The sequence below is a fragment of the Streptomyces sp. NPDC030991 genome (assembly GCF_055571235.1).
The window spans coordinates 130,174-154,493 of the sequence record NZ_JBVIFR010000015.1 but is presented as its reverse complement, the minus strand read 5'-3'; the positions used below and the strand labels follow the sequence as shown (position 1 = coordinate 154,493).

The 24,320-nt window shown below is 68.3% G+C and carries 16 protein-coding genes and 5 pseudogenes; 10 read left to right on the top strand and 11 right to left on the bottom strand.

Annotated features, from left to right (window positions below):
* Nucleotides 1-161 precede the first annotated feature (161 nt).
* Both ACZ45E_RS26855 and ACZ45E_RS26850 read left to right on the top strand, forming a co-directional pair.
* Nucleotides 162-951 (top strand): annotated as a pseudogene (locus tag ACZ45E_RS26855) (transposase); the annotation flags it as partial.
* Between the two features lie 65 nt (nucleotides 952-1,016).
* Entirely contained in the window at nucleotides 1,017-2,138 is a 1,122-nt protein-coding gene (locus ACZ45E_RS26850) for an IS630 family transposase (RefSeq protein ID WP_468224993.1), read from the top strand.
* On the opposite strand, the gene ACZ45E_RS26845 is transcribed toward ACZ45E_RS26850, so the two are convergent.
* Nucleotides 2,135-2,356 carry a hypothetical protein gene (locus ACZ45E_RS26845; RefSeq protein WP_468224990.1) on the bottom strand — a complete coding sequence of 74 codons (222 nt, stop codon included), beginning with the start codon at nucleotides 2,354-2,356 and terminating at the stop codon, nucleotides 2,135-2,137. The two genes, ACZ45E_RS26850 and ACZ45E_RS26845, sit on opposite strands and share 4 nt — an antisense overlap.
* A gap of 878 nt (nucleotides 2,357-3,234) precedes the next feature.
* On the opposite strand from ACZ45E_RS26845, the gene ACZ45E_RS26840 reads away from it, so the two are divergent.
* Complete coding sequence (locus tag ACZ45E_RS26840; protein ID WP_468224988.1) at nucleotides 3,235-3,750, top strand: hypothetical protein; 516 nt, start codon at nucleotides 3,235-3,237, stop codon at nucleotides 3,748-3,750.
* Nucleotides 3,751-4,305: 555 nt separating this feature from the next.
* Complete coding sequence (locus ACZ45E_RS26835; RefSeq protein WP_468224985.1) at nucleotides 4,306-5,418, top strand: terpene synthase family protein; 1,113 nt, start codon at nucleotides 4,306-4,308, stop codon at nucleotides 5,416-5,418.
* Nucleotides 5,419-6,461: 1,043 nt separating this feature from the next.
* On the opposite strand, the gene ACZ45E_RS26830 is transcribed toward ACZ45E_RS26835, so the two are convergent.
* Both ACZ45E_RS26830 and ACZ45E_RS26825 read right to left on the bottom strand, forming a co-directional pair.
* Nucleotides 6,462-10,832, bottom strand: a complete 4,371-nt coding sequence (locus ACZ45E_RS26830) for a non-ribosomal peptide synthetase (protein ID WP_468224982.1) — start codon at nucleotides 10,830-10,832, stop codon at nucleotides 6,462-6,464.
* Nucleotides 10,833-11,059: 227 nt separating this feature from the next.
* Nucleotides 11,060-12,424 (bottom strand): cytochrome P450, encoded by a 1,365-nt coding sequence (locus tag ACZ45E_RS26825; RefSeq protein ID WP_468224979.1) that lies wholly within the window; start codon nucleotides 12,422-12,424, stop codon nucleotides 11,060-11,062.
* 379 nt (nucleotides 12,425-12,803) lie between these two features.
* Here ACZ45E_RS26825 and ACZ45E_RS26820 point away from each other — a divergent pair.
* Nucleotides 12,804-12,920: pseudogene (locus ACZ45E_RS26820) on the top strand (transposase); the annotation flags it as partial.
* 55 nt (nucleotides 12,921-12,975) lie between these two features.
* Here ACZ45E_RS26820 and ACZ45E_RS26815 read toward each other — a convergent pair.
* A pseudogene (locus ACZ45E_RS26815) lies at nucleotides 12,976-13,287 on the bottom strand (transposase); the annotation flags it as partial.
* Between the two features lie 89 nt (nucleotides 13,288-13,376).
* Here ACZ45E_RS26815 and ACZ45E_RS26810 point away from each other — a divergent pair.
* Nucleotides 13,377-14,111 carry a Type 1 glutamine amidotransferase-like domain-containing protein gene (locus tag ACZ45E_RS26810; protein ID WP_468224977.1) on the top strand — a complete coding sequence of 245 codons (735 nt, stop codon included), beginning with the start codon at nucleotides 13,377-13,379 and terminating at the stop codon, nucleotides 14,109-14,111.
* Between the two features lie 239 nt (nucleotides 14,112-14,350).
* Here ACZ45E_RS26810 and ACZ45E_RS26805 read toward each other — a convergent pair whose 3' ends face one another.
* Both ACZ45E_RS26805 and ACZ45E_RS26800 read right to left on the bottom strand, forming a co-directional pair.
* Nucleotides 14,351-14,905: a dihydrofolate reductase family protein gene (locus ACZ45E_RS26805; protein ID WP_468224975.1), complete on the bottom strand. Its 555-nt coding sequence runs from the start codon at nucleotides 14,903-14,905 to the stop codon at nucleotides 14,351-14,353.
* A 95-nt stretch (nucleotides 14,906-15,000) separates the two neighbouring features.
* Nucleotides 15,001-15,702: a helix-turn-helix domain-containing protein gene (locus tag ACZ45E_RS26800; protein WP_468224973.1), complete on the bottom strand. Its 702-nt coding sequence runs from the start codon at nucleotides 15,700-15,702 to the stop codon at nucleotides 15,001-15,003.
* Between the two features lie 405 nt (nucleotides 15,703-16,107).
* Here ACZ45E_RS26800 and ACZ45E_RS26795 point away from each other — a divergent pair, with 405 nt between their 5' ends.
* Together ACZ45E_RS26795 and ACZ45E_RS26790 are read left to right on the top strand one after the other, a co-directional pair.
* The gene (locus ACZ45E_RS26795; protein WP_468224971.1) at nucleotides 16,108-16,350 is read left to right on the top strand and encodes a hypothetical protein; all 243 of its coding nucleotides are present in this window, start codon (nucleotides 16,108-16,110) and stop codon (nucleotides 16,348-16,350) included.
* Nucleotides 16,351-16,466: 116 nt separating this feature from the next.
* Nucleotides 16,467-16,838, top strand: a pseudogene (locus tag ACZ45E_RS26790) (putative immunity protein); the annotation flags it as partial.
* A 544-nt stretch (nucleotides 16,839-17,382) separates the two neighbouring features.
* Here the strand turns inward: ACZ45E_RS26790 and ACZ45E_RS26785 are convergent.
* The 3 genes and pseudogenes from ACZ45E_RS26785 to ACZ45E_RS26775 all read right to left on the bottom strand — a co-directional run.
* Nucleotides 17,383-18,441, bottom strand: a complete 1,059-nt coding sequence (locus tag ACZ45E_RS26785; RefSeq protein ID WP_468224970.1) for a hypothetical protein — start codon at nucleotides 18,439-18,441, stop codon at nucleotides 17,383-17,385.
* Nucleotides 18,442-18,749: 308 nt separating this feature from the next.
* Complete coding sequence (locus ACZ45E_RS26780) at nucleotides 18,750-19,118, bottom strand: DUF1360 domain-containing protein (protein ID WP_468225116.1); 369 nt, start codon at nucleotides 19,116-19,118, stop codon at nucleotides 18,750-18,752.
* A 419-nt stretch (nucleotides 19,119-19,537) separates the two neighbouring features.
* Nucleotides 19,538-19,750: pseudogene (locus tag ACZ45E_RS26775) on the bottom strand (hypothetical protein); the annotation flags it as partial.
* 256 nt (nucleotides 19,751-20,006) lie between these two features.
* On the opposite strand from ACZ45E_RS26775, the gene ACZ45E_RS26770 reads away from it, so the two are divergent.
* Both ACZ45E_RS26770 and ACZ45E_RS26765 read left to right on the top strand, forming a co-directional pair.
* Nucleotides 20,007-20,372: a hypothetical protein gene (locus tag ACZ45E_RS26770; protein ID WP_468224967.1), complete on the top strand. Its 366-nt coding sequence runs from the start codon at nucleotides 20,007-20,009 to the stop codon at nucleotides 20,370-20,372.
* A 23-nt stretch (nucleotides 20,373-20,395) separates the two neighbouring features.
* Nucleotides 20,396-20,770 (top strand): hypothetical protein, encoded by a 375-nt coding sequence (locus ACZ45E_RS26765; RefSeq protein WP_468224965.1) that lies wholly within the window; start codon nucleotides 20,396-20,398, stop codon nucleotides 20,768-20,770.
* 307 nt (nucleotides 20,771-21,077) lie between these two features.
* Here the strand turns inward: ACZ45E_RS26765 and ACZ45E_RS26760 are convergent, their stop codons facing one another.
* Nucleotides 21,078-21,935 carry a class I SAM-dependent methyltransferase gene (locus tag ACZ45E_RS26760; protein ID WP_468224963.1) on the bottom strand — a complete coding sequence of 286 codons (858 nt, stop codon included), beginning with the start codon at nucleotides 21,933-21,935 and terminating at the stop codon, nucleotides 21,078-21,080.
* The gene (locus ACZ45E_RS26755; RefSeq protein WP_468224961.1) at nucleotides 21,932-24,157 is read right to left on the bottom strand and encodes a cytochrome P450; all 2,226 of its coding nucleotides are present in this window, start codon (nucleotides 24,155-24,157) and stop codon (nucleotides 21,932-21,934) included. Before ACZ45E_RS26755 ends, ACZ45E_RS26760 begins: the two co-directional genes overlap by 4 nt.
* Between the last annotated feature and the right edge of the window lie 163 nt (nucleotides 24,158-24,320).

The window sequence follows — 24,320 nt, the reverse complement described above, 5'->3', positions numbered from 1 at the left end:
GTCAGTGCTCTGGCCGCGAGTCGCGTTCGTGCTGGTGGGGGCCGGTGCGGAAACGGGTACGACCACCGTTGATCATCGATGTGTGAAGACTGAAGATTCATGCGGTGCCCGCAGGTCACAGCGTAGATCCTGCCCGCTGGCAGGAGGCGTTCGAGGGCTTGATGGCGTGGATCGCAGGCCGTTTCACGCGGGTCGAACCCCGGCGTCGAATCCGTCGGCTGGTGCTCGGACTCCTGTCGGACTTGTCTCGCGAGAATTGCTGGACCATCGCCGAGTCGACCGGAGAATCCACCTCGGACGGCATGCAGCACTTGCTCAGCCGGGCCAACTGGGACGCCGAGGCGGTCCGTGACGCCCTGCGGGGCTACGCGGTGGAGCATCTGCACGACGAGCGTGCGGTGTGCTGGTGGTCGACGAGACCGGCGACGTGAAGAAGGGGGGCGGCACGGTCGGCGTCCAGCGCCAGTAGCCGCAACGAGAGCTGGTAGGTTCCGCGCGGATGCCCTGGCCAAGAAGGTTCCCACGCGGGCCTGGCAGAAGCTGACGGCTGGGACCGGGGCGAAGGGTCACCGCTTCTACGACTGGGCCGTTATCGACCTCGCCCCCCCCGGTCCGAGAGCCGTCAGCTGCTGATCCGCCGCAATCGCAGTACTGGCGAACTCGCCCCCTGGCCGAGCACCAGGTCCGCCGCTACACGTCCTGGTCCCGCTGGGTCACTCTCGCCATGCTTGCCCATGCCTCCTCGCTGCCGTCCGAGCCGATGAACATACCCGACAACCAGCATCGAACAATCTCATGCCTATCACCTGCAACGAGATTCAGCGCCTGTTCATCACCCTCGTCATTCAGCCCATCCACGATGTCGCCCATCAGCTCGCCTGGTCCGACTGGCGACGTCGCCACCAGGCCCGATCCCAGGCCAGCCACTACCGTCGGCAAGCCACTCAAGCCTGCAGATCACCATCTGCAACTGGAGCACTAGTGTCCTGCGCCGGAGATCCGTCGTTAGTTTGTGTATGACTGCTTCTGCGGATGTGCCGGTGCCTCGTCGTGGCCCGAAGCTGGAACCGCTGCTGTTGTCGCCCGATGAACATGTGGTGTTGGAGCGTTGGGCCCGTAGGGCGTCATCTGCGCAGGCAGTGGCTTTGCGAGCCCGCATCGTGTTGGCGTGCGCCGGTGTTGATGTGCCGCCGATTGTTGTGGTGGCACGCGAGCTGCACATCGCGGCGGACACGGTCCGCAAGTGGCGTCGCCGGTTTCTGGCCGCCCGGCTGGACGGGCTGGTGGACGAGCCCCGGCCGGGCCGGCCACCCACCATCAGTGTCGACCAAGTGGAGGCCGTCGTAGTCAGCACACTGGAGGAGATCCCGAAGAACGCCACGCACTGGTCGCGTTCATCGATGGCGGACCACAGCGGCCTGTCGAAGTCGACGGTGGGCCGGATCTGGCGCAGGTTCCAGCTCAAGCCCCATCTGAGCGACACGTTCAAGCTGTCGACGGACCCGTTGTTCGTGGAGAAGGTCTATGACGTGGTGGGTCTGTACTTCAATCCGCCCGAAGGCGCGGTGGTCCTGTCGGTGGACGAAAAGTCCCAGATCCAGGCCCTGGACCGCTCGCAGCCGGTGCCGCCGATGATGCCCGGCATGCCCGAACGTCGTACTCACGACTATGTTCGCAACGGCCTGACCACCTTGTTCGCGGCCTTCGATGTCGCGACCGGCGAAGTCATCACCTCCCTGCACCGCAAGCACCGGGCAGCGGAGTTCAAGAAGTTCCTCATCAAGATCGACAACGAAGTCCCCGCACACCTTCAGGTGCACCTGATCTGCGACAACTACGGCACCCACAAGACGCCGGCCATCAAGGCATGGCTGGCCAAACACCCGCGGTTCCACCTGCACTTCACACCCACCGGCTCCTCCTGGATCAACCAGGTGGAGCGATGGTTCGGCTTCCTCGCGGACCAGAAGATCCGCCGCGGCGCCCACAAGAGTGTGCGTTCCCTGGAAGCCGACATCCGCGCCTGGGTCAAACAGTGGAACGAGAACCCGACCCCCTTCACCTGGACCAAAACAGCCGAAGAGATCCTCGACTCACTCGCCCGCTTCTGCCAACGAATCTCCGGCGCAGGACACTAGAAGAGGACGCCCTGGCCGACGGGGGTTGCCATGCCGCGTTCGTGCCCGCAGTGGGAGGAAAGGGTTTCCTCGCCGCCGAACAGGGGTTGCGTGCCGAGCTCATCAGGCACGGCGGGTACGGCCCTCGAACTGGTGCCGGCATGCGGGCGCGGCTCGGCGTCCCGGTCGAAGTCATCGGGTGTCATGCGCGTCCAGTCGCGTCCGTGCTGCTCGCTCATGCCACATCCCCTCCCAGTCGCCGGTCGCGTGCCCCACCCCTGTTCCCGTGATCCCGGCAGGCAACACGGAGCGACCTGGAACTGCAGCCAGTCGCCCGACCTGCCCCGTGTGCCCGTCCTGCCAGAACAGGTGCCAAACCGACCAGCAGGTGTGTCGGCGTACTGAGCAAGGTGGCTCTGGCACGATTTCCGTGAAGCCGGGGTGTGCCCCCGTGCACCGGTGACACTCCGTCATGGGTGGTGGCAGTGTCGGCGGGTGTGATGACCTCGTACGAACTGTCGCACCGCATCTGGATGCGGTGCGGGTGGAACGGGTGTGGTCGGCGGGCGGCGTGGTCCGTATCGCCGCCCGTACCCGAGAGCTGGCGGTGGTGTGTCCGGACTGCGGTCGCGGTTCCGCGCGGAGACACAGCCGCTGTGGCCGCACGCTGGTTGATGCCGCTGTCGGTGGCCGACCGGCCGTGATCGGGCTGTCGGTGCGGCGGTTGTTCTGAGACAGCCCGAGCTGTGACCGACGGACGTTCGCTGCACAGGTGGAAGGGCTGACGGTCCGCTACCAGCGGTGCAGTCCACTGCTGCAGCACCTGGTGGAGATATCCGGGGTACTGCTCGCCTCCCCACCCTGGCCAGCCTCGCCAACGCCATCCGCGAAGACCAACCCACAGTCGTCCAGGGCATCACCACACCATTCAACTCCGGAGTCGACGAAGGCCGCATCACTGACCTGAAGCTGCAGAAGCGGATCATGGCCGGCCGCGCGGGAGCGCCGCTGCTCCGTCTACGCGCGATCCTCATGGCCCTGCTCCGACCTCAGCGGCTACTTCCACGCCGCCAACGGCAACTCCGTCGCGTGCCCGGGGCGCAAGATCCCGTGCCTGATGTCCCACGACACCTCCGACGGCTGCTGCACCTACAGCCGCCGGCAGGTCGGCTGGGACGCGGTGTCACCGCAGACCGAGATCACCGCCCACAATGACGCCCGCTCCCCGTGCGCCCCCTCTCTCACCCGCACCGAAGGCGTCGAGGCACCTCGCCTCGTGGCCACCTTCCGCGGCATCTTCGACGACGCGCTCCTGTCCACCTGCGTCAAGGACGGCAACCGCTGGGCCATCCCCCAGCGTGTCCGCCCCGACGGCGAGGACGCCGCGAGCCGCTGGTCACCGGTGATCGCGGCGGACGCCGGTTCGCTCGTCCTCGCGTACACCGGCCGCTCCGAGCGCGGCAACCTGTACGTCACCCGGGGCGAGCCGGGACGCTGGGGCGCCGAGGTCTCGCTCACCAAGCAGGTCGGGGCACGCACCGACTCCGCACCCGCCCTGGCGAGCTTTCCGTTCTGCCAGGAGCCTCGTCGTTGTGCAGGAGCGCCCAGCTTGCGGTCAGCAGCGGGATGTTGAAAAACGGTCGCCCCCGGCCGAATCACCGTGGACCTGCCGGTCATGCCCGCTGACGGCGGCGAAGCCACACGTCCTTTCATGCAACTCCCTTTTGGGACGTAATTAGCCAGATATGGCAACTGGCCATAGGGGCGCGTGGGCCGCGCGATCTGGCGTACGTTCATCTTGCGCGCCGCCTGAGTACTCCCGTGGACCGGCAAGGTGCGCGCACATCCGATTACTGCATGACGCGCTGGGCATGCACATAACGCCTAGACCACTACCACCTGGCTGGACGATCGCCGTGGGCCGCGATAGCGGCCGATTCCCAAGTGCCGCGATGGTCCCTTCTCTTCGATACCAGCGGGGTGCGTTCTGCCTCGGAGCGGTTTGCTGACCGCGGGTGCTGTCCATCACCGCTCCCTTCCCTCGCTGCACCCCCATGTGAATTCCACATTGTCGATGCCCTCCTCGAGGACGTTCTCTCCCTCACGGACGCCAACGGCGGAGGCCAATCGTGACCAGGCCCGATGGTCGTCGAGCCGGGCAAGTACCGCAATAGGGAAGGAACGTGACATGCCCTCAGCCTCTTCGGACTCGGACTCTGAGCCGGTTGCCAGCGCCTGGGTGCCGCCGATGGTGCCCGAAGGACGCGCTATCGGCGAGATCGGTGGCCCAAACTATGCCGTCCCACTCCCCTTCTGGTCGATGGCAAACCCCCAGCACGCCCAAGTCCAACTTCTCGCCCAAGAATGGGCCGAGTCGTACGGTCTGTTCCGCAGCGAGACGACGCGCAGCAAGTTCCACTCGCTCGGCTACGGCCGCCTCATGTCCTACGCATGCCCCACTGCGGACCTGGACGCATTGAGGATCATGGTCGAGTGGAACACGTGTTTCTTCGTCTTCGACGACCAGCAGAACTACGCGATGCTCAACGACCGTGTGGAGGACTATGGCCGGCTCCAGCGGGCCATTCGTCGGATGGTGGCGTTCCACGGCTCCGCTCCGCACAGCGGCCATCCTCTCGTCGCGGCGCTGTCTGACCTGTGCCGGCGTGCTTTCCCCCGCATGTCTATTGCCTGGGGAGCCAGATTCGAAGAGAACCTGCACCGTTGGTTGGACGGGCAGTCGCAGGAGAACAAGTTCAGGGCGACCGGGAAGACGCCGACGGTCAACGAGTACGTTCAGATGCGCCGGGACGCCTCTACCGTCTATGCCCACATCGACCTGATGGAGATCGGGGAGCAGACCGAGATCCCCGATGACCTCTACCGCTCCATTCCGTTCCAGACCCTTGTTGAGAGCACAACCGACATCATGTGCTGGACCAACGACATCCACTCGCTACCTGTGGAGACCGTCGCAGACGATCCGATCAACTTGGTGACCGTTCTGCAAGAGCACGATGGCCTCGGCCCGCATGAAGCTGTCGCAACCGTGTCCGGCCTGGTTGCTTCCCGGGTGGAGGACCACATCACCGCGATCCGCGAACTCCAGGAGCACATGGAGGAGACTTCCGTACCGCACCCCCTTCGGGAAGCTGTTCTCCGTTGCGTGCGGGACCAGGGTTCGTGGGCCGCCGGGATGGAGTTGTGGGACCGTACCCACACCATCCGCTTCTCCTGCGGTGAGCTACAGGGCCCCAATCGTCCCCCGCAGTACGCGGAAGATCTCCTGACGCCCCCGTGAACATTCCTTACTGACCTGCACGTGCGCGCCCTGGACGCCCTCTCCGGGAGCGGGGCGCGGCGCTGTACTGCATCTGGCCAGGAGGACACGCGCCGCTAACACTTCCGGCAGAGCGCAGCCATTCGTTGATCCGAGTGATGAGGATGGTCGCCTCGAAGCGGACCGCGAGTTCGTCGAACCATGTGGCCACCGCCCGGCTCCGCTGCAGGCGGTTGATGCCGCACTCGACTGCATGACGTGCCTTGGAGTCCGCGCGGTCGAAGGCCGGAGGTCGTCCGTCGGCCGTTCCCCGGCGTTTGCGGTAGCCGACTTGATCCGCCGGTTCCGGGATCGTGCAACGGATCCCGCACTGCCGCAGATACGCACGGTTCGCGCGCGATGAATACGCCTTTGTCGCCCCGCACGCGCAACGGACGAAGCCGCGGCCGGTCCAGCCCGAGACGGGGAACCCGGATGGCTTCCAGCACCGCCCTGAACTGCGGGCTGTCACCCCGCCGCCCTGCGGTGACCAGCAGCGGCAATGGCTTCTGTCCTTGTTCTCAGGCCAGATGAATCTTCGTGGGCCGGCCCCGCGGGCCGGCCCAGGCCGTGACCGTCCGGTTCAGTCAGGTTGCCGCCCGGCGGTTCCTTCTGGGTCCGGCTGTCCCGCCGGGCACCGGCCGCGTGCTGATGGGCCCGGCAGATCGTGGACTCGACATTCACGTCCCAAGTGATCGCACCGGCGGCATCCGCCTGTGCTCGCAACTCGGTCAGGACCGTCGACCCAGACATCTCGTTGCCGGCGCCGGAAGCGCCCTTACACCGTCTGCCAGGGGCCCCCACCCCGTCGGGCCCACCACACGCGCACTTTCGTCCACCGGCTATACCCGTGAGGTAGAACTCAGCGAGGGAGCCGGTAATCGGGGATCGCGAGGGGCGAGGCAAAGCGACCTCCAGCACGGGCACGGCGGGAGTGTCGTTACGTGACGTCAAGCGGGCAACTGGTGCGATGGCGGTCAAGTGATGCTCCTGAGGCGAGATGTCACCTGGGGCGATGGAGACAACTAGGGCTGTGAGTGGGCCGGACGCGAGGCGGGCGTGCGCCACAGGGCGGACAGCCAGGGGTCGGGTGCGACCAGTGCGCACAGGCGGGCGGTGTCGTCCTGGGGCGCGGCGTCGACCAGGGCGAGCAGGCGTTCGAGCAGGTGCTGAACGTAGTCGTCGGGTACGAAGGCGGGGTCGTGCAGGGCGGCCAGGCGCAGGCGGGAACCTTCTTCCCGGGCAAGGATCATCAGGTCGATCGGGGCCTGGGTGACGCCTCCGGGGAAGTCGTCGGACAGTTGGTCGGTGCGCACGGCCGTGCATCCCTCCAGGCGGAGTGCGTCCGCGGGTGGCAGCATCTGGAAGAAGACGGACTGTGAGTGGCTGAAGGCGTCCCGGAGATCGGGGATCAGGGCGGCCAGATGGGGCAGCGGTGCACTGTTGTGTGCCAGCGCCCGGCGCAGGGTGGCCCCGGCCGCAGTGATCGCGTCCGCCACGTCCCACTGCTGGTTGACGGTGTGGCGCAGCAGGACGGCTTCGGTGTGGGGGGACACGGTGTACGCAAGTGGGCCGGGGCGGTCCGCGCTGACGCCGAGCAGGCGTACGTCCGGGTCTTCGGTGTCCAGGGCGATCAGCGTGCAGGTAAGGGCGTAGAGAGCCTGGGCCGGAGTGCAGTGATGGGCACGGGCCAGATGTCGGAACCGTTGGGCGGCGGCGGTGGGCACCAGCAGGCTATGGGCCCGGGTGGTGCCGGGTGTGGTTCCGGGGGTGGGCAGGGCAGTCGGGGGGACGAGCTGGACGGGCCGCATGCCGTTCGCCCGCTCGCTCCAGAAATGGATGTCTTCGGCCTGAGGAGCGGTGGGGGGCGTCGGGGCGAGCAGGGCCGGGGCCGGGATGTCGTGGCCGCGGGGGGATGTTTTCTGCGGCGCGTTCACGGTGTCCCGGTAGTGCTGGGCGATCTCGCGTTCGATCAGCGCCACGGACTGGGCGTCGGCGACCATGTGGTGGACGCGTAGGCACAGCAGATGCCGGTCGGCAGCCAGGACGAGGAGCTCTGCGGCGAAAACGCGCCCCTCGTGCAGGCTGAGTGGTTCGGCCCGGTGCAGTCGGTGCAAAACGCGTTGCGGGTCGGGTCCGGTGGCGGATTCGATGCGCAGGAGGTCGGTACGAGACGGGCCGATCGTTTGGTGGCAGTCCGTCGGCAGGCCCTCCAGGCGCAGTGCGGCCCGCAGGGCGGGATGCCGGTTGACCACCGCGTCGACAGCCTCGCTCAGGGCTGCTGTGTCCAGGGGGCCGACGATGCGGTAGTGCAGTTCTAGAGTGAAGTCCGCTCCGGCGACCAGTCCTCGTTGGAACTGCAGGTCAATGGCCCACATCAGCATCTGGGTCGCGTTCAGGGGAAGTTGCTCGCCCTCCGCCGGTCCCGCCTCCGCCGTCGGTTCGCGGCCCGTCGTCGCGTCCGGGGTCGGATCGGTGCTCTGCGGCGGGGTGGACAGGAGGTCACCGATGACGCCGGCCATGCCGGACGGGGTCGGGGCGTCGAAAACGCATCGGGGCGGTAGGTCCACGCCGAGTCGTTCGCCCAGCAGGGCGGCAGTGCGGACAGCCAGCAGGGAGTCGCCCCCCAGCTGGACGAAGTCGTCGTGGGCGCCGACCCGGTTCAGTCCGAGGACCTCGGCGAAGACCTCGGCGGCGGTGTGCTCCGCCGCGGTGGCCGGTGCTGCGTAGGGGGTGGGAAGTACGGGCCGAACGCCCCTGGGCAGCGGCAGGGCCGTGAAGTCGGTCTTGCCGGCTGCGGTGAGGGGAAGTTCGGTCAGGGCCATATAGTCCACGGGTTGTTCGTGGGCGGCCAATCGCGTCTGTGCGTGGGCCCTCACGTCGGGCAGCAGATCCTCCTCGGCCAGGGCCGCCAGTCGTACGCGGAGCGGATCGGTGGTCAGCTCCGCTCCGTCATCGGCGGAGCGGGCGGGGGCGGGCCAGGCCAGGGGCCGCTCGTCAGCGTCCGGGGTGCCCGGGGGAAGGAACGCGGCATCGAAGGCGCCGTCGGGATGGGCGGACGCTCGCGAAAGACGCAGCGTCCAGCCCGCTTCAGCTGCCAGTGCGTGCAGTTGCTCAGGGTGGACAGCCGCCTTCTCGGCGCGGGCCGCGAGGCCGCGCAGAGTCCCGGCCGTGTGGTCGCCGCCGTCCGCCGCCAGATGGGCGCGCAGAATGAAGGCGCCCGCGGTACGGGCGTCGGGCACGGCCCCCACTCCGATCGGCCGTCCGGGCACGAGCAGCGCGGCCGCAGCGGGCAGTGTGCCCGGCCACGGAACCCAGTCCATGGCCAGCGGCGGCTCGGTGGCCGGTGGGGAGAGGACGGCGTCGTAGCGGAAGTCGTTCATCTCGTTACGTTGTTCGCCGCGGCGGGGCCGGATTTCCACCTGCTGTCCGGGCGCGGCCTGCAAGAACCACCCGGGAGAGATGTGCAGTTGGGGGTCGAGGGCCACCCGCCTGCGCCACTGCTCGCGCAGCGCCGACAGAGGCGTGTGGTCGTCGGCCCCGGCGACCACCACGGCCGCGTGCAGCATGTCCTTGAGGCCGAGGTCCTTGACGTCGCCGAAGATCACGCGCCCGGTGGGGTGCGCCGCGTCCAGGGCCGCGCGCAGCACTCGGGCGAGGTGGTCGGCGTCGGTGAAGTAGGGCGTCACCGAATTGCACAGCACGAGGTCGAAGCCGGCTGCCCCGGCGATGTCGGCGGCGTCGCCCTGGCGGAGCTCGACATGGTCGAGCCCGAGCTGCTCCAGCGTCATGGCCAAGGCGTCGAGTGTGGCGGAGGAGATGTCGATGCCGACGACGCGGGAGCAGTCGCGGGCCAGGTGGGTGAGGACGAGGCCCGTGCCGCAGCCCAGGTCCAGCAGGGAGTCCGGACGGCTGCTGCGGGCGAGGCGCACGCACTGGTCGACCCATTCGGTCATGTCTGCCTCGGGCAGGTCCTGTGCGGTGTAGCTGCTGGTCCAGCCGGTGTGCTCCCGCTCGTGGTCCAGGCCGTCGATCAGCGTCCGCCAGGAACGGCGCAATGACGCGGCGGCACGGTCCCGGTCCTGCGCGGGCACCAGATAGGCGCACAGCCGTCCGTCGTGGGCGGCGACCACGGCGTCGCGGACCCGGGGATGGGCACGCAGAACCGCCGCGACGCCGTCCGGTTCCACCCGCAGCCCGCGGATCTTTGTCTGCCGGTCCATGCGGCCCAGCACCTCCAGGCTGCCGTCCGGGCGGAACCGCCCGCGGTCGCCGGTGCGGTAGACGCGTCGACCCGCCGCCGCGGCGCAGGGGGCGAAGTGTTCCTGCGTCGACGCCGCGTCGCCTGCGTATCCGTCGGCCAGTGTCGGACCGGCGATGCCGATCTCCCCCACCTCCCCCTCGTCCATGGCTCGGCCGTCCGGGGAGAGGATGTACAGGTCGACCCCGTCGATCGCGGTGCCGACGGTCACGGGGGCGCCGGGGCGCAACATCCCCGTGGCGCACCAGACCGCCGCCTCGGTGGGGCCGTAGCCGTTGACCAACTCGACGTGCGGCAGCACCCGGTAGTGCTCGGCCACCAGGTCCGGCGGGCATGCCTCCCCGGCCACCATGACCTGGTGCAACGTGGGGGGTTCTGACCGGACGTCGGCCAGCACCTGCCGGTAGAGCGAGGGCGTCAGCACCGTGTGACTGGCCTCCCCGCGTTCGAGGACCTCGGCCAGCCGCGCCATCGCCCTGCCCGGATCGGCGGGCAGGGCCAGGACCGTCCCGCCCGAGAGCAAGGTCCACCAGATGCCCGCCAGGCAGGCGTCCACCGTCATGGGCGAGACCAGCGCCATGGTGGTGACGGGCACCGGGTACCGGCGTGCGTAGGCCCGCATCGCATGGGAGATCGCCCCGTGGCCGACCGTCACGGCTTTGGGCCGTCCCGATGTGCCCGAGGTGTGGATGACGTAGGCGGGGTCCGCCGGGTCCGGATCCGCGAAGGCGCCGGTCGGCTGAGCGGCCAGCTCGGCGCGCACGTGCGGCAGATCGATGTCCAGACGTACCCCGCCGAAGGCGATCACGGGGCAGTGGTCACTCAAGGACACCAGCCATCGAGCGTCCATTTCGCGCAGCATGCCGGCCAGTAGCGCGTCCGGAAGAGCCGGGTCCACTGGCATGTGGACCACCCCCATACGCAAGGCGGCCACCTGGGCCACCACCGCGCGTACCCCGCGCGGCAGCGTGCAGGCGACGTGGTCCCCCGGGCGCGCACCAGCGGCGCGCAGCCGGTGGGCGAGTTGGATCGACTCCCGCTTCAGTTGCGCGTAGGAGAGGGTCTCGTCTTCGTCCCGCACGGCCGGGGCGTCCGGAGTGAGTCGTGTCTGGCGGTTCAGCAGTGCGGTGAGCACAGGCGGAGGCAGTGTCCCGTCCTCGTGCGCCGCCCCGTTCAAGTCGCCAGAGGGGGCAGGGATACGAGTCGGGGGCAGGACGAGATCGTCCATGGGCATACCTCTCTACGGACGGGACAAGCAGCGGAATCGGACCTGTGCGGGAAAGAGTCCGGGAGGGCAGAGCAGGGTCAGGTGAGCGGTCGCCGCGCGGGCACCACAGCCAGGCGGCCGGACCGGCGAACGATTCAGGGCCTACCAGGGCTACGACGTGTGACGCGCAGCCGCATTTCGTGCGGCCGGATCACGATGTCCTTCGCGAATCGCACGGGCCTGTCGGTCTCGGGCTCGACATGCCAGCGGGCCACCACCGCAGCCAGCGCGAGGGTCGCCTCTGCCATGGCGAGGCTCTCGCCGATGCACTTGCGGGCGCCCAGCCCGAAGGGGATGAACCCGCCCAGTGGCACCTGCGGGGCGCGGTCATCGGCCCAGCGGTCGGGGTCGAACTGGTCCGGACGGGGATGTACAGCGTCGAGCCGCTGTACAAGGTACTGGCTGAACGCCACCGTCGTCCCGGCCAGGACATCGTGCTCACCGAGCCGCACGTCAGTGGTTGCCGTCCGGGTCAACAGCCACGCCAGCGGATACAGACGCAGCGTCTCACGCAGCACGGCCCTCGTGAATTCCAGTGACACCAGATGCTCGAAGGCCGTCGGACCGCCGCCGGTGACCTCGCTCACCTCCTGCCACAGTCGCCTCTGCACGTCCTGGTGACGGGCCAGCAGATGCATCGCCCACACCATCAGATTCCCGGTCGTCTCCATCCCGGCGGTGAAGAAGGTGAGCACCTGGTCACTCACTTCTGAATCGGACAGGCTCCGCTCCCCCGCTGGATCGCCTTCGTTCGCAGCGTCTTCTGCCAGGACCAGTGACAGCAGGCTGACCTCACCATCTCCTGCGACCCTGCGCCGAGCGATAACCTCGCCCAGGGTCCCGCGCAACCGCTGTCGAGCCTGCGCGTAGCGGTGGTTGCCGAAGAGAGGAAGACCCCGCAAGGCCCGTGGCATGAGCGCCTGTCGGTAGATGTTCGACGTGATGGTCGTCATGTCCGCGAGCGCGAGCTCCGTGAGGCGGCCGGGAAGGGAGCCGTCGAACATGGTGGCCACGATGGCCCGTGCCGAGATCGTCCGCATCTGGGCCGGGACGTCGATGCTCTGGCCGTCGCGCCATGATTCCACCACGTCCCGTACGTGCTCCGCGACGACATCGGCCAACAACGGGATGGTGCTCTTGTGGAAGGCCGGTTGCAGCAGCCGGCGCTGCCGTCGGTGATCGCCGTAGGGACAGCTCAGCAGGCCGTTGCCGGTCACTTCTCGCAACCGGTCGTACAGCACGCCGCCCTTGTCGAATGCCTTGTCGTGGACCAGCACTTGCCGAGTCAATTCTGGGTCGCACACCAGGGCCGTCCGCTGTGGCCCCAACAGCACTTCGACCACGGGCCCGTGGTCGGACGCGGCACTCAGGAACGCGGCCGGATCACGCAGTAACTGCACCGCATGTCCCAACATGGGCAGCGCCCCCGGCATGCGTGGCAGCGAGGTCGAAACGTCCAAGGCGAAGCACGCCCCTCTCCGGCCGTACGGGTCTTGAGATCAGAGAGAAAAGGGAGGGTCGAAGCGGGCGCATCAAGCGGCTCGGCGAGTCCTCCGCCCACGCAGAAAAGCGCGGATGCCGACGAAGACCCTCACTCCGCAAACGGAGCCCTTCTACATGAAAATCTGCCCATCCGATCCGCCCACACGTCGTAGGTGCCGTCAGTGCGTTTCAGGCTCCAATTTCAGCCATAACAGCCTTGCTCACCAGAGGATTTCCGCTCATCGGCCGGACCAGACAGCTGAGATGCATTCCAGCCACGAGACGGCGTGAAATGCACGACCAGGCCCGAACGCGGGTGCCGACTTCGAACTCCTCGACGAGGCAGGCCATCACTCCTTCGACGTCGAGATCCGCGAGGTCATCTGCAGCACGAACGCGATCGAGAGCGTGAACGCCCGCATCCGCAAGGCGGTCCGAGCCCGCGGGCGCTTTCCGAACGAGGCCACCGCGTTGTTCCGGGGTTTTATTTGGGAGGAACGTCATTTGGGCCTGGAGGGGCAAGTTGCTACCGGATGGTGGTGCGCGCGACGGCGATCCGGTTGAGCAGGGACTCGCCGGCCGTCGTGTCCTGAACGCTGGTGGCGGTGACCAGCACGGTCAACAGCAGGCCGGTCGTGTCGATCACGACGCTCCGCTTGCGGCCCACGATCTTCGCGGCGGCATCGACGCCCTGGCCGGCGGCGGGGACATTGGTGGAGGTCTTGATGCCCTGCGCGTCGATGACCATCCCGGTCGGCTCGGGTGTCCGTCCTTCGTCCTCGCGGACCCGGCGCTACAGCAGGGCGTTGAGCTGCTCGAAGATGCCGGCCTGTTCCCAGCGGCCGGCAATATCCTGCTGCACCCGTCACATGTGACGCACGCACCGCACCCACCCAGATCCGTCAGCATGCCGCCGATACGATCATGGCCATGACGGCTTTGGAACCGACGATCCTCGCGACTTCCGGCGGACATCGAGTCGGAGGACGAACCAGGGTGATGTTTGATGCTCTGGTGCATCATGCGGTCGACCTCTCCGGCGTGCATGGTCGGCGCCCGCGCATCATGTACGTCGGCACCGCCATCGGGGATGCCGAGCACTTCACTACCCGCATGACCGAGGCTGCGCGGGTAGCGGGATTCGACCTGACGCCTCTGCACCTGTTCCCCATGCCCAACCTTGAAGACGTCGAGGGCTCGATCCTCGACCACGATGTGGTCTGGGTCATGGGGGGCTCGGTGGTCAACCTGCTCGCGGTGTGGAGAGCACATGGCCTGGACCGCGTCATGCACCGTGCCTGGCAGGCCGGTGTCGTGCTCAGCGGAGTCAGTGCGGGCTCCCTCTGCTGGTTTCAGGGGGGTGCGACCGACTCGTTCGGGCCGGAACTGCGCCCGGTCACGGACGCACTCGCTTTCCTGCCGTATGGCAACGGCGTGCACTACGACTCGGATGAGGGTCGACGCCCGTTGATTCACCAGCTTGTGGCGGACGGCACCATACCTACTGCTCACTGCACAGACGACGGAGTCGGCCTGGTGTACCGCGGAACGGAATTGGTGGAGGCGGTGACGGAAACTCCCGGTAAGGGCGCCTACATCGTCACAAGCGACGGAGTCAGGGCGGTGGAGGAGCGCATCGAACCTCGCAGGCTGACCGCATCCTAGCGATGACCAGTGTCTTTCACTTCGCGAGGCGAGGCGATTCACGTCGAAATCATCCCAGCTCAGCGGGTCGCCGATGGCTTCTTGGTCCACTGGCGAAGCACACTGAACTGGGCACTCATCACCGTGATGACCCGGTCGGCCTTGCGCACCACGACGGCTGGGCGGGGCAGCGGATCAGGCGCCCCGCCACGCGGTCTCGTACAGCTGGTGCGTGTGTCCTCGCCCCGGTTCGTTCCGGCTCAGCGTGCCGGGCGGTAGGTCGCGATGATCACCCCGCTGCTGGTGGGCCGGGCGCTCACCAACTGCAGCCTCTTCAACGCGGCGTCGTCGGCGAACAGCTTCTTGCGGCCCTCGCCTGCCACCACGGGATGGATCAGCAGCACCAGCTCGTCGAGCAGATCCAGTTCCAGCAGCGAGCGCACCAGCGTCGGGCTGCCCGCGACGGTTATGTCCTTGCCGTCGCCCGCCTTGAGCTCGTCGACCGCGGTCGCCAGATCGCCCTTGATCAGCGTGCTGTTGGCCCAGTCCTCGACGCTGTCCAGCGTGGAGGAGACGACGTACTTGGGCGATTCGTTGATCCACTTCGCGAAGCCGGCGTCCTGCCCGCTGGTCACTGTCGGCCAGTACCCGGCCCACTCGGTGAACGTCACCCCGCCCAGGAGAATCGTGTCGGCCGTCTCCAGCGTCTCCGCCAGCGCCGCCCCCATCTCCTCATCGAACGCGAACTGCCACTCGTTCGGCGACTGGGCGACGCCGTCGAGCGAGACGAACAGACCCGAGACAACCTTGCGCATGATTCCTCCGGTTGAGATCAGGGGTTTCCGCCCGCCCCGGCCGGGGCGGGCCGACCCCGTCGGCTACGTCAGGGACACTAGACAGGCCACACGGGTCAGGTCTTGTACAGAAGCGACAGCGGCTCCGCCGCGTCCGGTGCGCTCAACTGGGTGGCGGTGCGCCCCACGTACCGCTTCAAGGACCGCGCCAGATGCGGCTGGTCGAAGTACCCCAGCAGGTGCACGACCTCCTGCGCCGGCACCCCCTCCTGGACCAGCACCGCCGCCTGGCGGGCGCGGTGGATCTGCCGGACGGCACCCCGGGTCAGGCCGGTCGTCGCGAGGAAGCGCCGCTGCAGGGTGCGATCGGAAACATCCGGGCAGGCTCCCCCGAGCACCGCGGGCACGACGGGGTCCACGTCCACGATTCCCTCGCGCACCATGCGCCGCACGAACGCCTCTGCGTTGTCGTAGTCGGGGACATGCCAGGCTGACCCCTTCAGCCACAGCGAACGCCGGGTCACATCGGGGATCGTCGCGTTGCCTCCCACCAGTCGGCTGACCGGGATGTGCGGCATCGACGTACCCAACGCGAAACTCATCCCGAAGAAGACAGCGTCTTTGGGGACCGGCGCGATTGACGCCTTCGCCTCCGGGCCCAGAACGGCCGCCCGCACCTCACCTCGGTGTTCCCAGAACACGAGCTCCCAGTGCGATGTCGCGACCGACATCATCCGGCTGACATCGTCGCTGCGACTGCGCCACACCCGGTCGATGTACGGCAGTTCCGACGGGCGACTCTCGATCAGCAAGCCCAACGCGGTTCTCCTCCCCCGGCCACACACCCCGACCTGCACCGCCAGTCTGACACCTCACCGGTCGGCGGCGCCGCCCCAGATGGATGAGTCGCTTGTTGTCGCCGGACTGCCGGGGCACACAGGGAAACAGGTGGCCGATGTCCCGCCCGACGCGGTGAAGCCCGCGCCGCTTCGTCGTCGATCCGGCACGGAGTGCCGTTGCCGAGGTGTCCAGGTCGTCAGTCGCACATCGACGCCGGACGACCTGGTCTGATGCCGGCTTATGAGCTCGTTCAGGGCCCGGGGGGCGCCCACCCGCGGTGATACGCGGCGTAGTCGTTTTGTAGAAGTTCTGGGTGGGTGAGGGACTCGTCTGCGGTCATCTGCACCTCGTTATCGACGCAGTACCGAGACCGCGTCCACCAATTGCTACCACGTACCATCCGCGAACTCGTCCAGCGTGATCGTCTCGCCCCGGTGCAGGGGGAGGCTTCGGACCAGCTGTTCACCGAGGACGCCCTGCCCCTGATCCACACGACCTCGCGCGGCTGTCCGCGGGCGGTCAACAGCCTTTCCCTGCAGGCCCTCGTCGCCGCGTTCGCCACCGGCAAGAACCTCGTCTACGAGGTCGCCGCCCGCGCGTCCGTGAGCGAGGTGGTCGGCGCCTGAGAACTCCTCTCGTCCGGCCGGGAATCGGTAGCCGAACTTGCGGATCGACCACCGGGTTTGCAGGCTTCGCTCCGGGTGTGCACGGTCGCGGGTGCGCATCCTCGGATGTGGGGCGGAAGGACCCACGACCGCGCCGGGCGATCAAGCATGCCCGCGCTTGGGCGCGTGGCGAGGTCAAGATGATGCAGGCCCGCGCGGCAGGCGGCCATGCAATGGGCGCCGCTCGAGACTTACGTGGCGAAGCACGGCATGCCGCCTACGCCGCCGGCCAGGCCGCAGTCGTCGCCCACGTCGCCGCGCACGAACTCGGTGCGGCCGCCTATGCAATCAAGGCCGCACGCGCGGCTGCGCCAAAAGACGAGAGTGAGGCCGCGGGGCGACTCGAGTGCCAGTGGCAGCGCGACCAGCTCCCGGAGACGATTCGCGAGCTCGTACTTGACGACCAGCGATTGCGCAATGACATCTGCTGGTCGGTGTTTGACTGCTGAGTGATCCATCGGCACCTTGCCGAAGAAGAACGACACCTCACCGACGACGGCCCCGCCGGAACACCAACCGGCGGGGCTTCGCCGTCAGAGTTCGTCGGCATCGTCGGCATTTTCAACGCCGGGCAGCACCCGGGCCGGGGTCATGGTGATGGTGCCCCGGTCGAAAATCTCGTGCAGCGGGTGCTCCAGCACCTGGGCCGCGGCTGGAGGCCGGCGGTGGTCAGCCCCCACAGCTTGCGGCCCGCGCGCGTCGAGCCCTCCGAGACCGTCAAGCCGTGCAGGGCCAAGCCGAGCGCGGCGTTGCGCCGAGCCGAACGTGGCGGCTCAGGTCCGGCTGCCGGGGGGCGCTGCTGTGCGGTGACGCAGGGGCGCACGGTTCAATGTCAACTGAGGCGCGACGTAGGTAACGTGAGAAACGTGGATCGCTGCCTTGCGCCCTTCACGTCAGCTCACGTCTGCGCGGCCGTCGAGGCGGTCATGCACGCGGGTAGGCGGGCCCCGTCATGACATGCCACGGTCCTCGGCAGGTTTCGGGACAGGACTGTCAACTGTCGCGGCGTGCCCACTGCGCTGCCCGCACCGTTCCCTGCTGGATGTCCTGCCGGGGCAGTTGGAGGCCGAAAGCGTCCTCCAGGGCGTGGAAGTACAGCTCGAACTCGCTGGTGAGTTCGGGGTGGTCCAGTTCGGCGCGGCGTACGGCCTGGTTGAAAAAGTCGAGCTGACCGCCTCGGAAGTAGGGGGCGCGGCCGCGGTCGTACCAGATCAGCTCCAGGACGCCCCAGTCGTCGTCGATGCGGCGGCCGTTGCGCATGTAGTCGAAGGTGTAGATGCCCTTCGCGGAGGTGGCGCTCAGATGCACCGTCTCGGTGACGCCGAGCCGGGCGAGAGCTTCAGGATCGGGCCCGGAGCCGGGGGTCTCGTGGTACATGAGGAACGCCCAGCCGCCGGCCTGCCCGAAGCAGCAGGTCTCCCAGACGACGTCCCAGTTGTCGAAGGTCCCGCCGTCCACGCCGGGCAGGTCCGCGAAGCGGGTCCCGGCGGCGATTTGTGCGGGGTCGGCTCCGTGGAGCAGGGCAATCTGTTCGGCACTGATGCTTTCGCCGCGGAAGAAGGCGAGGTGGGTGTAGGGGTTCTGCTCGCGCCAGCTGCCGGCGATCCAGGCGAGGCGCTCCAGCGGGTCGCGTCCGCACGCAGCGGCGGGCCGCGTCCCGTCCATGCCGCCGTTGCGGAATCTGCTGCCCCAGGCGGGATTGATCCGGTCCAGCAACCCGGCCTGCCCGGAGACGAGATTGGCCACCGGGCCGCAGCCAGGGGACCGGGCTGCCATGTGCTCGGCAAGCTTGCGGACTGCGTCCTCGGCGGCGAAGGCCAGCACCTGATCCAGGTCCTGAGTGGCGAAGACCTCCCGGTAGGGACCGATGTGGCCGTGTACCGTGCCATGGCCGTCCAGGACCAGGAAGAGACGCCCGTGCGGCTCGCCCACATGCTGCTCGTACTGGTCGGGTGAGGTGCCGATGGGCGGAAGCATCGCGTAGTCGAGCACGTCAGAGCCATCGGCCACCTCGTGCCAGGCCCGCTTGAGTGTGTACGCCGATATCTGCATGGACGTCAGTATGCGACCGGGCACTGACACGGCCGACTGATCTGCGACGACTCGATCCGGCGCAGGACACTAGCCGCCCTCTCGGGTCCGGTCCCCGGACAGCGCCACGCAACAATGCGCCCCGGCCGCTGTACCGAGGTGGGCCCCCTGCCTCGACAAGTGGGTACAGGGGCGCCGGTCGGCGACTGCAGCGCCTCCACGTTCCTCGGTACAGCGTGCGTCAGAACAACGCTGGCCGGGGCGCCGTCGCCGAAGCAGCTGGACCAGAACGACCGACCGTGCAGCGCACGGGCCCGAAGGAAGGCGGCTCATTCGCCATTCTTCTGAAGCAGGCAGTCGTAGCCGAGCTGCATGGTGTCGGCGATCGCCAGGGAAGTGAGAGCGCCCGTGGCGGCACGTGTGGCGCTCGGCCACAGCAGACGGGCGCCGGTGAAAGTAGTCGTCAGCCAGACGCTCAGGCAGAACGGGCAGGTGATCAACTCGCCCACGGTCGACCTGACATTCCCTCCACGAGGGCTCTCGCTCACTTCGGCGGGGCCGGTCGCCGACTCATAGCGAGTGAACGGTGCCCGAAGCGGACTTGTCACCGACCCCTTACTGAGCAGGCGGCTCAAGCGGAATACAGCTGCCGCCGTCAGCAGGACGTCCCAGGGCTCGCAGCGGTCCGAGACCTTCACCTTTCGCCGGGCAGCCGCAGCCCCCCAGGCGGTTGCGTACACGCCAAACGCGGCGACGGCGGCGAAATGGCCCCCAAGCCGACGGTCCTCATGCGGAGCGTAGGCTCTGCCGAACCGGTGAACGGCTCCCCTGACTCGGGCCGTACAGGTCTCCTGCTCGTGCTGATCGTTCTTCACCGCACCTCCGCCGACTGGTCTTCATGCCATGGCCGGACTCGACCCCTGGGTGCGGCCGGGCCGCCACCACGTGTGCCCGGCCTGCACATGTCGTACACACAGCTCATCTTCGTTTGCGCATGGACAGACCCGCCAACGCGGCAAGGGTCTCCCCTGCGATGGGCGTGGAGTACCCGCAGCTAGCGGCGTCACTCATCCGGCCGCAAAGGCTCAGGGGTACGCCGTCCAAGTGGCTGTGGGAGCAGTATGACACCGAGCTCCCCGGCCAAAGCGCGAAGCCCCTGCTCGGCGCTGCGGTAGCGCAGCGGTGGTGCGATGCACAGGTTCACGAGTAGGCCGATGTCGCAGCCCAGGAGCACCATCAGGATGACCTGTCCGAGCTGGGCCGCCCGGTCACTGTTGGTGGTCGCCGCGGTGTAGGTGGAGAACGCGAAGAACGCGGCCGTGGCGACCTGAGGATGTGCATGACGGATGTGCTGACGTGGACGATCGAGCGGCGGGTGCGGCTGGCTGAGCGGGCTGAGCTGCGCAAGGAACTGGCGGAGATCGACGTCGAGGTGGCCCGGCTGGATGCTGCCGAGGTGGTGTACGGCCAGTGGGCCGAAGCGACGGACTGCGGGCGGAGGCCGTCGGGCATCGTGGAGCCGGAGGGCTGTGACGCCGGGGGCGGCAGGGATGCGTCTGGTTCCGGCCCGTGTGGACGGAGTGGGGTTGGAAGTCCTGGCCTCGGACTACCGGCGGATCATGGATATCGTCGCCGGCGCGGACGGCCCGGTGATGGCCAAGGACGTAGCGAGGGCGCTGGGCCGTGAACTCACGCCTGGCAAGGTCGAACCGGTTCGTAGGCAACTGCGCAAACTCGCCCTGCCGGGGCTGGCTGGTCGGCACCGGAGCGGGCCGCTAACCGGCCAGAATGGCGGCACCCAGGCCGTCATCGTGCTCGCCGTCCTCCGCCATGACCAGCGGCTTTCCGATCTGGCGGCGGCAACCAGATCTCCGCTTCCACCGTGCGCCGCTGGGTTGAGGAGGCCCTGCGGCTTCTTGCCGCCCGCGCCCCGCGCCTGGACCGCGCCCTGAAGAAGATCGCCAGACGGGGCGGCGTGGTCGTCCTGCTGGACGGCACCCTGGTCCGCACCCGGCGCCGCACCGGGACGGAGAACCGCACGAACTACTCAGGCAAGCACAAGGCCCATGGCCAGCTGTTCGTCGGGCTGATCGACGACCAGCCCGACGACGACTCGGTGATCATCACCGGCCGCAAAGCCACGAAGAACCACAAACGCACCGACGAGAAGAAAGTGAACCGCCTGCGGAGCCGCGAACGCGCCGCCTTCGAGTACGGCTTCGCCAACCGGCCGGGCCGCGGGTATTCAGATCAGGCGGTCGTTCTCATTTTGGAGCGAGCGAGGAAGTACAGGCCAGCCTGCGGCGCTTGCCGGAGGAGTTCCGCCGATCGGCCGTGCCGACGCGGATGAGGGTGCCGTCGATCAGGACCACCTCCCTGCCCTGCTTGGCGACCTTCTTCTGGCACGGTCCAGTCGTGGCTCCGAAGCGCCGGGCTCGCTGCCTCCGCCGTCGTCGAACACCCACCCACCACATCGGCGAGCTGGGACAGCGGATCCTGGACCCCGCTCCGAACTCGCCGAGCGCGACGAGGACCTCGCCCCCGCAGGCCGCGTGAACCGGAGCTTGATGACTCTGCTGAACCGCTGACGGGACGGTTCCGGAGTACGCCAGAAACTGCCTCGGTTGTCGAGGGTCAGAGGTGCGGCCCGTTTCGGGTCAGCGGTCCTGCGGCTTGCGGCCTCGGACGGAGACCAGAGAGATGCCGATGTCGGTGAAGCCGGGGGTGTGGTGCAGTGCGCGCATGGCGTCGATCTCCTGGGGCGTGAGGAAGCCTCTGCCCAGCAGGGCGGGAACGGCTTGGTCGAAGGTCGCCGTCCAGAAGGCGTCGGTTGCGCTGTGGTCACCGACGGTTCCCGGAGCGGTCGTGGTCTTGATGTCTTCCATGCCGAGGTCGAGGACCCGGTCGGCGAGGGTGTCAGCCCAGCGCAGGTCGGAGCCGACGGTGGCTGCCAGGAGTGCTTCACCGGCCCGCGTGACCTTCCTGAACAGGGAATGCGGGGAAGTGTCGACCGGTCGTACGGAGAGGTCCTCGATGACCAGCCATCCGCCTGGGCGGACCCAGCCGGCGGCCCGGGCGAGGAGTTCCTGGCGCTGGGGCAGGTGGCACAGCAGGGCACGGGCGTGGACGAGGTCGAACGTCTCGGGCGGGAAGTCGTCGTGCCGGACATCGTGTTGGGCCACCGTGATCGGTGCCGAGGAGGGAAAGCGCAGGAAGCGTGTGTCGGTGTCGGTCGCGGTGATCTGCCCGAGCGGGCGGTGGCGGGCCAGCCAGGCGGCGACCGATCCGGCTCCGGCGCCCAGTTCGAGGCACCGGGCGTCAGTAGGCAGGTCGAGTTCGCTGAACACGCGGGTGGTGTCCGCATCGAACGCGTCCTCGAGGGCCCGCAGCCGGGCGTGTTCACCAGGGACGTGGTGGGCGACGTAGCTGGCCCCGTAACCCCCGTCGTTCGCAGTGCCGTTGACTTCCCGCGGAGCGGGGAGGGAGGCGGAGTCCGTTGGCGAGGTCTGTGTCACAGGGCAACCTCCAGGCGGTCGGGGCAGCGGTTGAGGAACCCGGTCTCCACCGGCCTGAAGCCGGGCGCCCAGCGCAGGTGGGGGAACTCGGCGAGCAGGAGCCGCAGACCGGTCGTGATTTCGGCACGGGCCAGATGCGAGCCGAGGCAGAAGTGCCGGCCCGCCCCGAACGCGAAGTGGGTGGCGCCGCCGCCGTACTCCCGGTCCGGGCGCTCGCCGGCGCGGTGCAGGTCGAAGGTGTCCGGGTTCGGGAAATGCTGTGGGTCCCGGTTGGCCGAACCGATCAGGCAGGCGACGGTGGCACCCCCTGGCACGGTGCCGGAGGGCAGATCGACCGGCTCACGGGTCTGGCGGAGCACCAGCTGCAGGGACGGGTTGCGGCGCAGGGTCTCCGCGAGCGCCAAGTCGGTCGTTGCGGGGTCGTCGCGCACGGTGTCGAGCAGGCCGGGGACGTCCAGGACGTTCATGAGCAGGTTGGCCAGTGTGCCGTGGCTGGTTTCGCTGCCTGCGGTCATCAGGATGGCGCAGCACCCGCGGATGTACTCCTGTGGCAGCGGACGGCCGTCTACCGTGGCGGCCAGCATCGCGGAGATCAGGTCCTCGCCGGGACGGGTGCGCCGAGCCTCCAGGTGGGGCTGGAGATAGTCGTAGAAGTCGTCGCGGTTGGCGAGGCCGTGGGACAGCAGACTCGGGTCCTGCCGGTAGTTGCCCATGTAGGAGAAGCCCACGGTGCACCACTTCTTGAGCCGGGCAACCTCCTCCGGAGTTTCGGCCGGCAGACCGAGGGCGCGGGCCATCACCTGGATGGGCAGCGGGGTGGTGAACTCGGCCACCAGGTCGGCGCTTTCGCGGCCGCGCAGTTGGGCGATGAGGCGTCCCGTCACCTCGGCGATGGAGTCCTGGAGGAGAGCCAGGGCTCGGCTGCGAAAGGCGGGAGTGAGGAGTGCCCGGTGGGCGGCATGTTCCTTGCCGTCCATGGAGACGATGCTGTGCCCCAGCAGCGGGGCGATCTGCCAGGTGTAGTTCGCGTTGCTGAACCTCTGGTCGGTCAGCGCCGTGCGGACGTCCGCGTGCCGGCTCAGCAACCAGGTGTCGGTGGGTTCGTCGTAGGCGAGGGGCATGGTCTCGCGCAGGCGCCGGTACAGCGGGTACGGGTCGATCTCGAAAGCGCGGGACTTCAGCGTGGGCGGCGTTCGTGCAGTGTCCACCAGGCTGCTGCCGTACGGTCGTCGGGTGGCAGCCCGCAGGTGGTAGCGGGAGACGCTGCGATGCCAGTCGGCGGACGCGCGCATCATCTGTTCGAGCCGTTCGGCGGCGGCTGTCTGCGCCACGGCCCGGGGGCCGGAAGGTGGCAGGTGACCGAGGTGGCGGAGTTTGCAGGCGGTGAAGCGGTCCACCGCTGCCATGACCATGTCGCGGGCCGTGTCGAGGGCGCCCTGCCACGGCAGGCGGCGTTCCTCAGCGAGGATCGCCACCAGGTTGAATGGTTCGCCGTGGACGATGTCCTTCGCGACGGAGTGGATGTCGTTGGTCCATGCGATGACGTCCGCCGCGAGGGCGCGCAGTTCTTCCCAGCATCCCTCGCCGCAGGGGGCGGCCGGCTGGACGGCGCCGTCGGCGGCCTCGATCAGGTCGAAGAACAGCAGGGCGCCGAACGCGTCGCGCCGCAGCCGGGTGTACTCAGCCACGGTGCTGCGCTCCCCGCGCTCCCGCAGGCGCACCAATGCCCGCTGGGCATCGAGATGTTGCAGCAGATCGCGGCGCATGCGCTCCAGCCACCGCGGACCATCGAGGTCACAGGTGCGTGGCCACAGATCGGCGGCCAGCACGGCAAGCATCGGGTCAAGGTCGGCAGAGGTGGCCCCTGCGCCCACGATCGACTCGACCTCGGCAGTGAAACGCTCCAGCACTCCGCCTTCGGCCCACGGCCCGTCGTCGATCCGGTCGTCGAGGACCAGCGCCCAGAGGAACCAGTCCATCAGGACCGCGACACCGGGCGCCGGTGCGGGACCTGCCAGTGCGATCGCCAGGCTCAACACGCCGGATTCCGTCAGCCTGGCCCGGCCCCGGCGGCCGATCAAGCCGTGCCGTTCGGCCCAGCCGATCGCTTCGCGGCGCAGAGTCTCGGCGTCCGAACGCGCTGGTGGCCCTGCGAACGGCAGACGCATGGGTGGGACGACGAAGACGGGCAGGGCCGGGTCTGCGACCGGTGGAACAGGCATGGGGGTCGCTCCTCAGGAGGGGACACACGTGACGCCATCGATGGCCGACAGCCGTGCCGGACACCATCGCGATGCGGGTCGTTGACAGTGGACGGTATCCACGGGTGTCGCTCACTGCGCGGCTAATCCGCCTTTTTCCTCTGTTTCACTGATATCGCAGCGC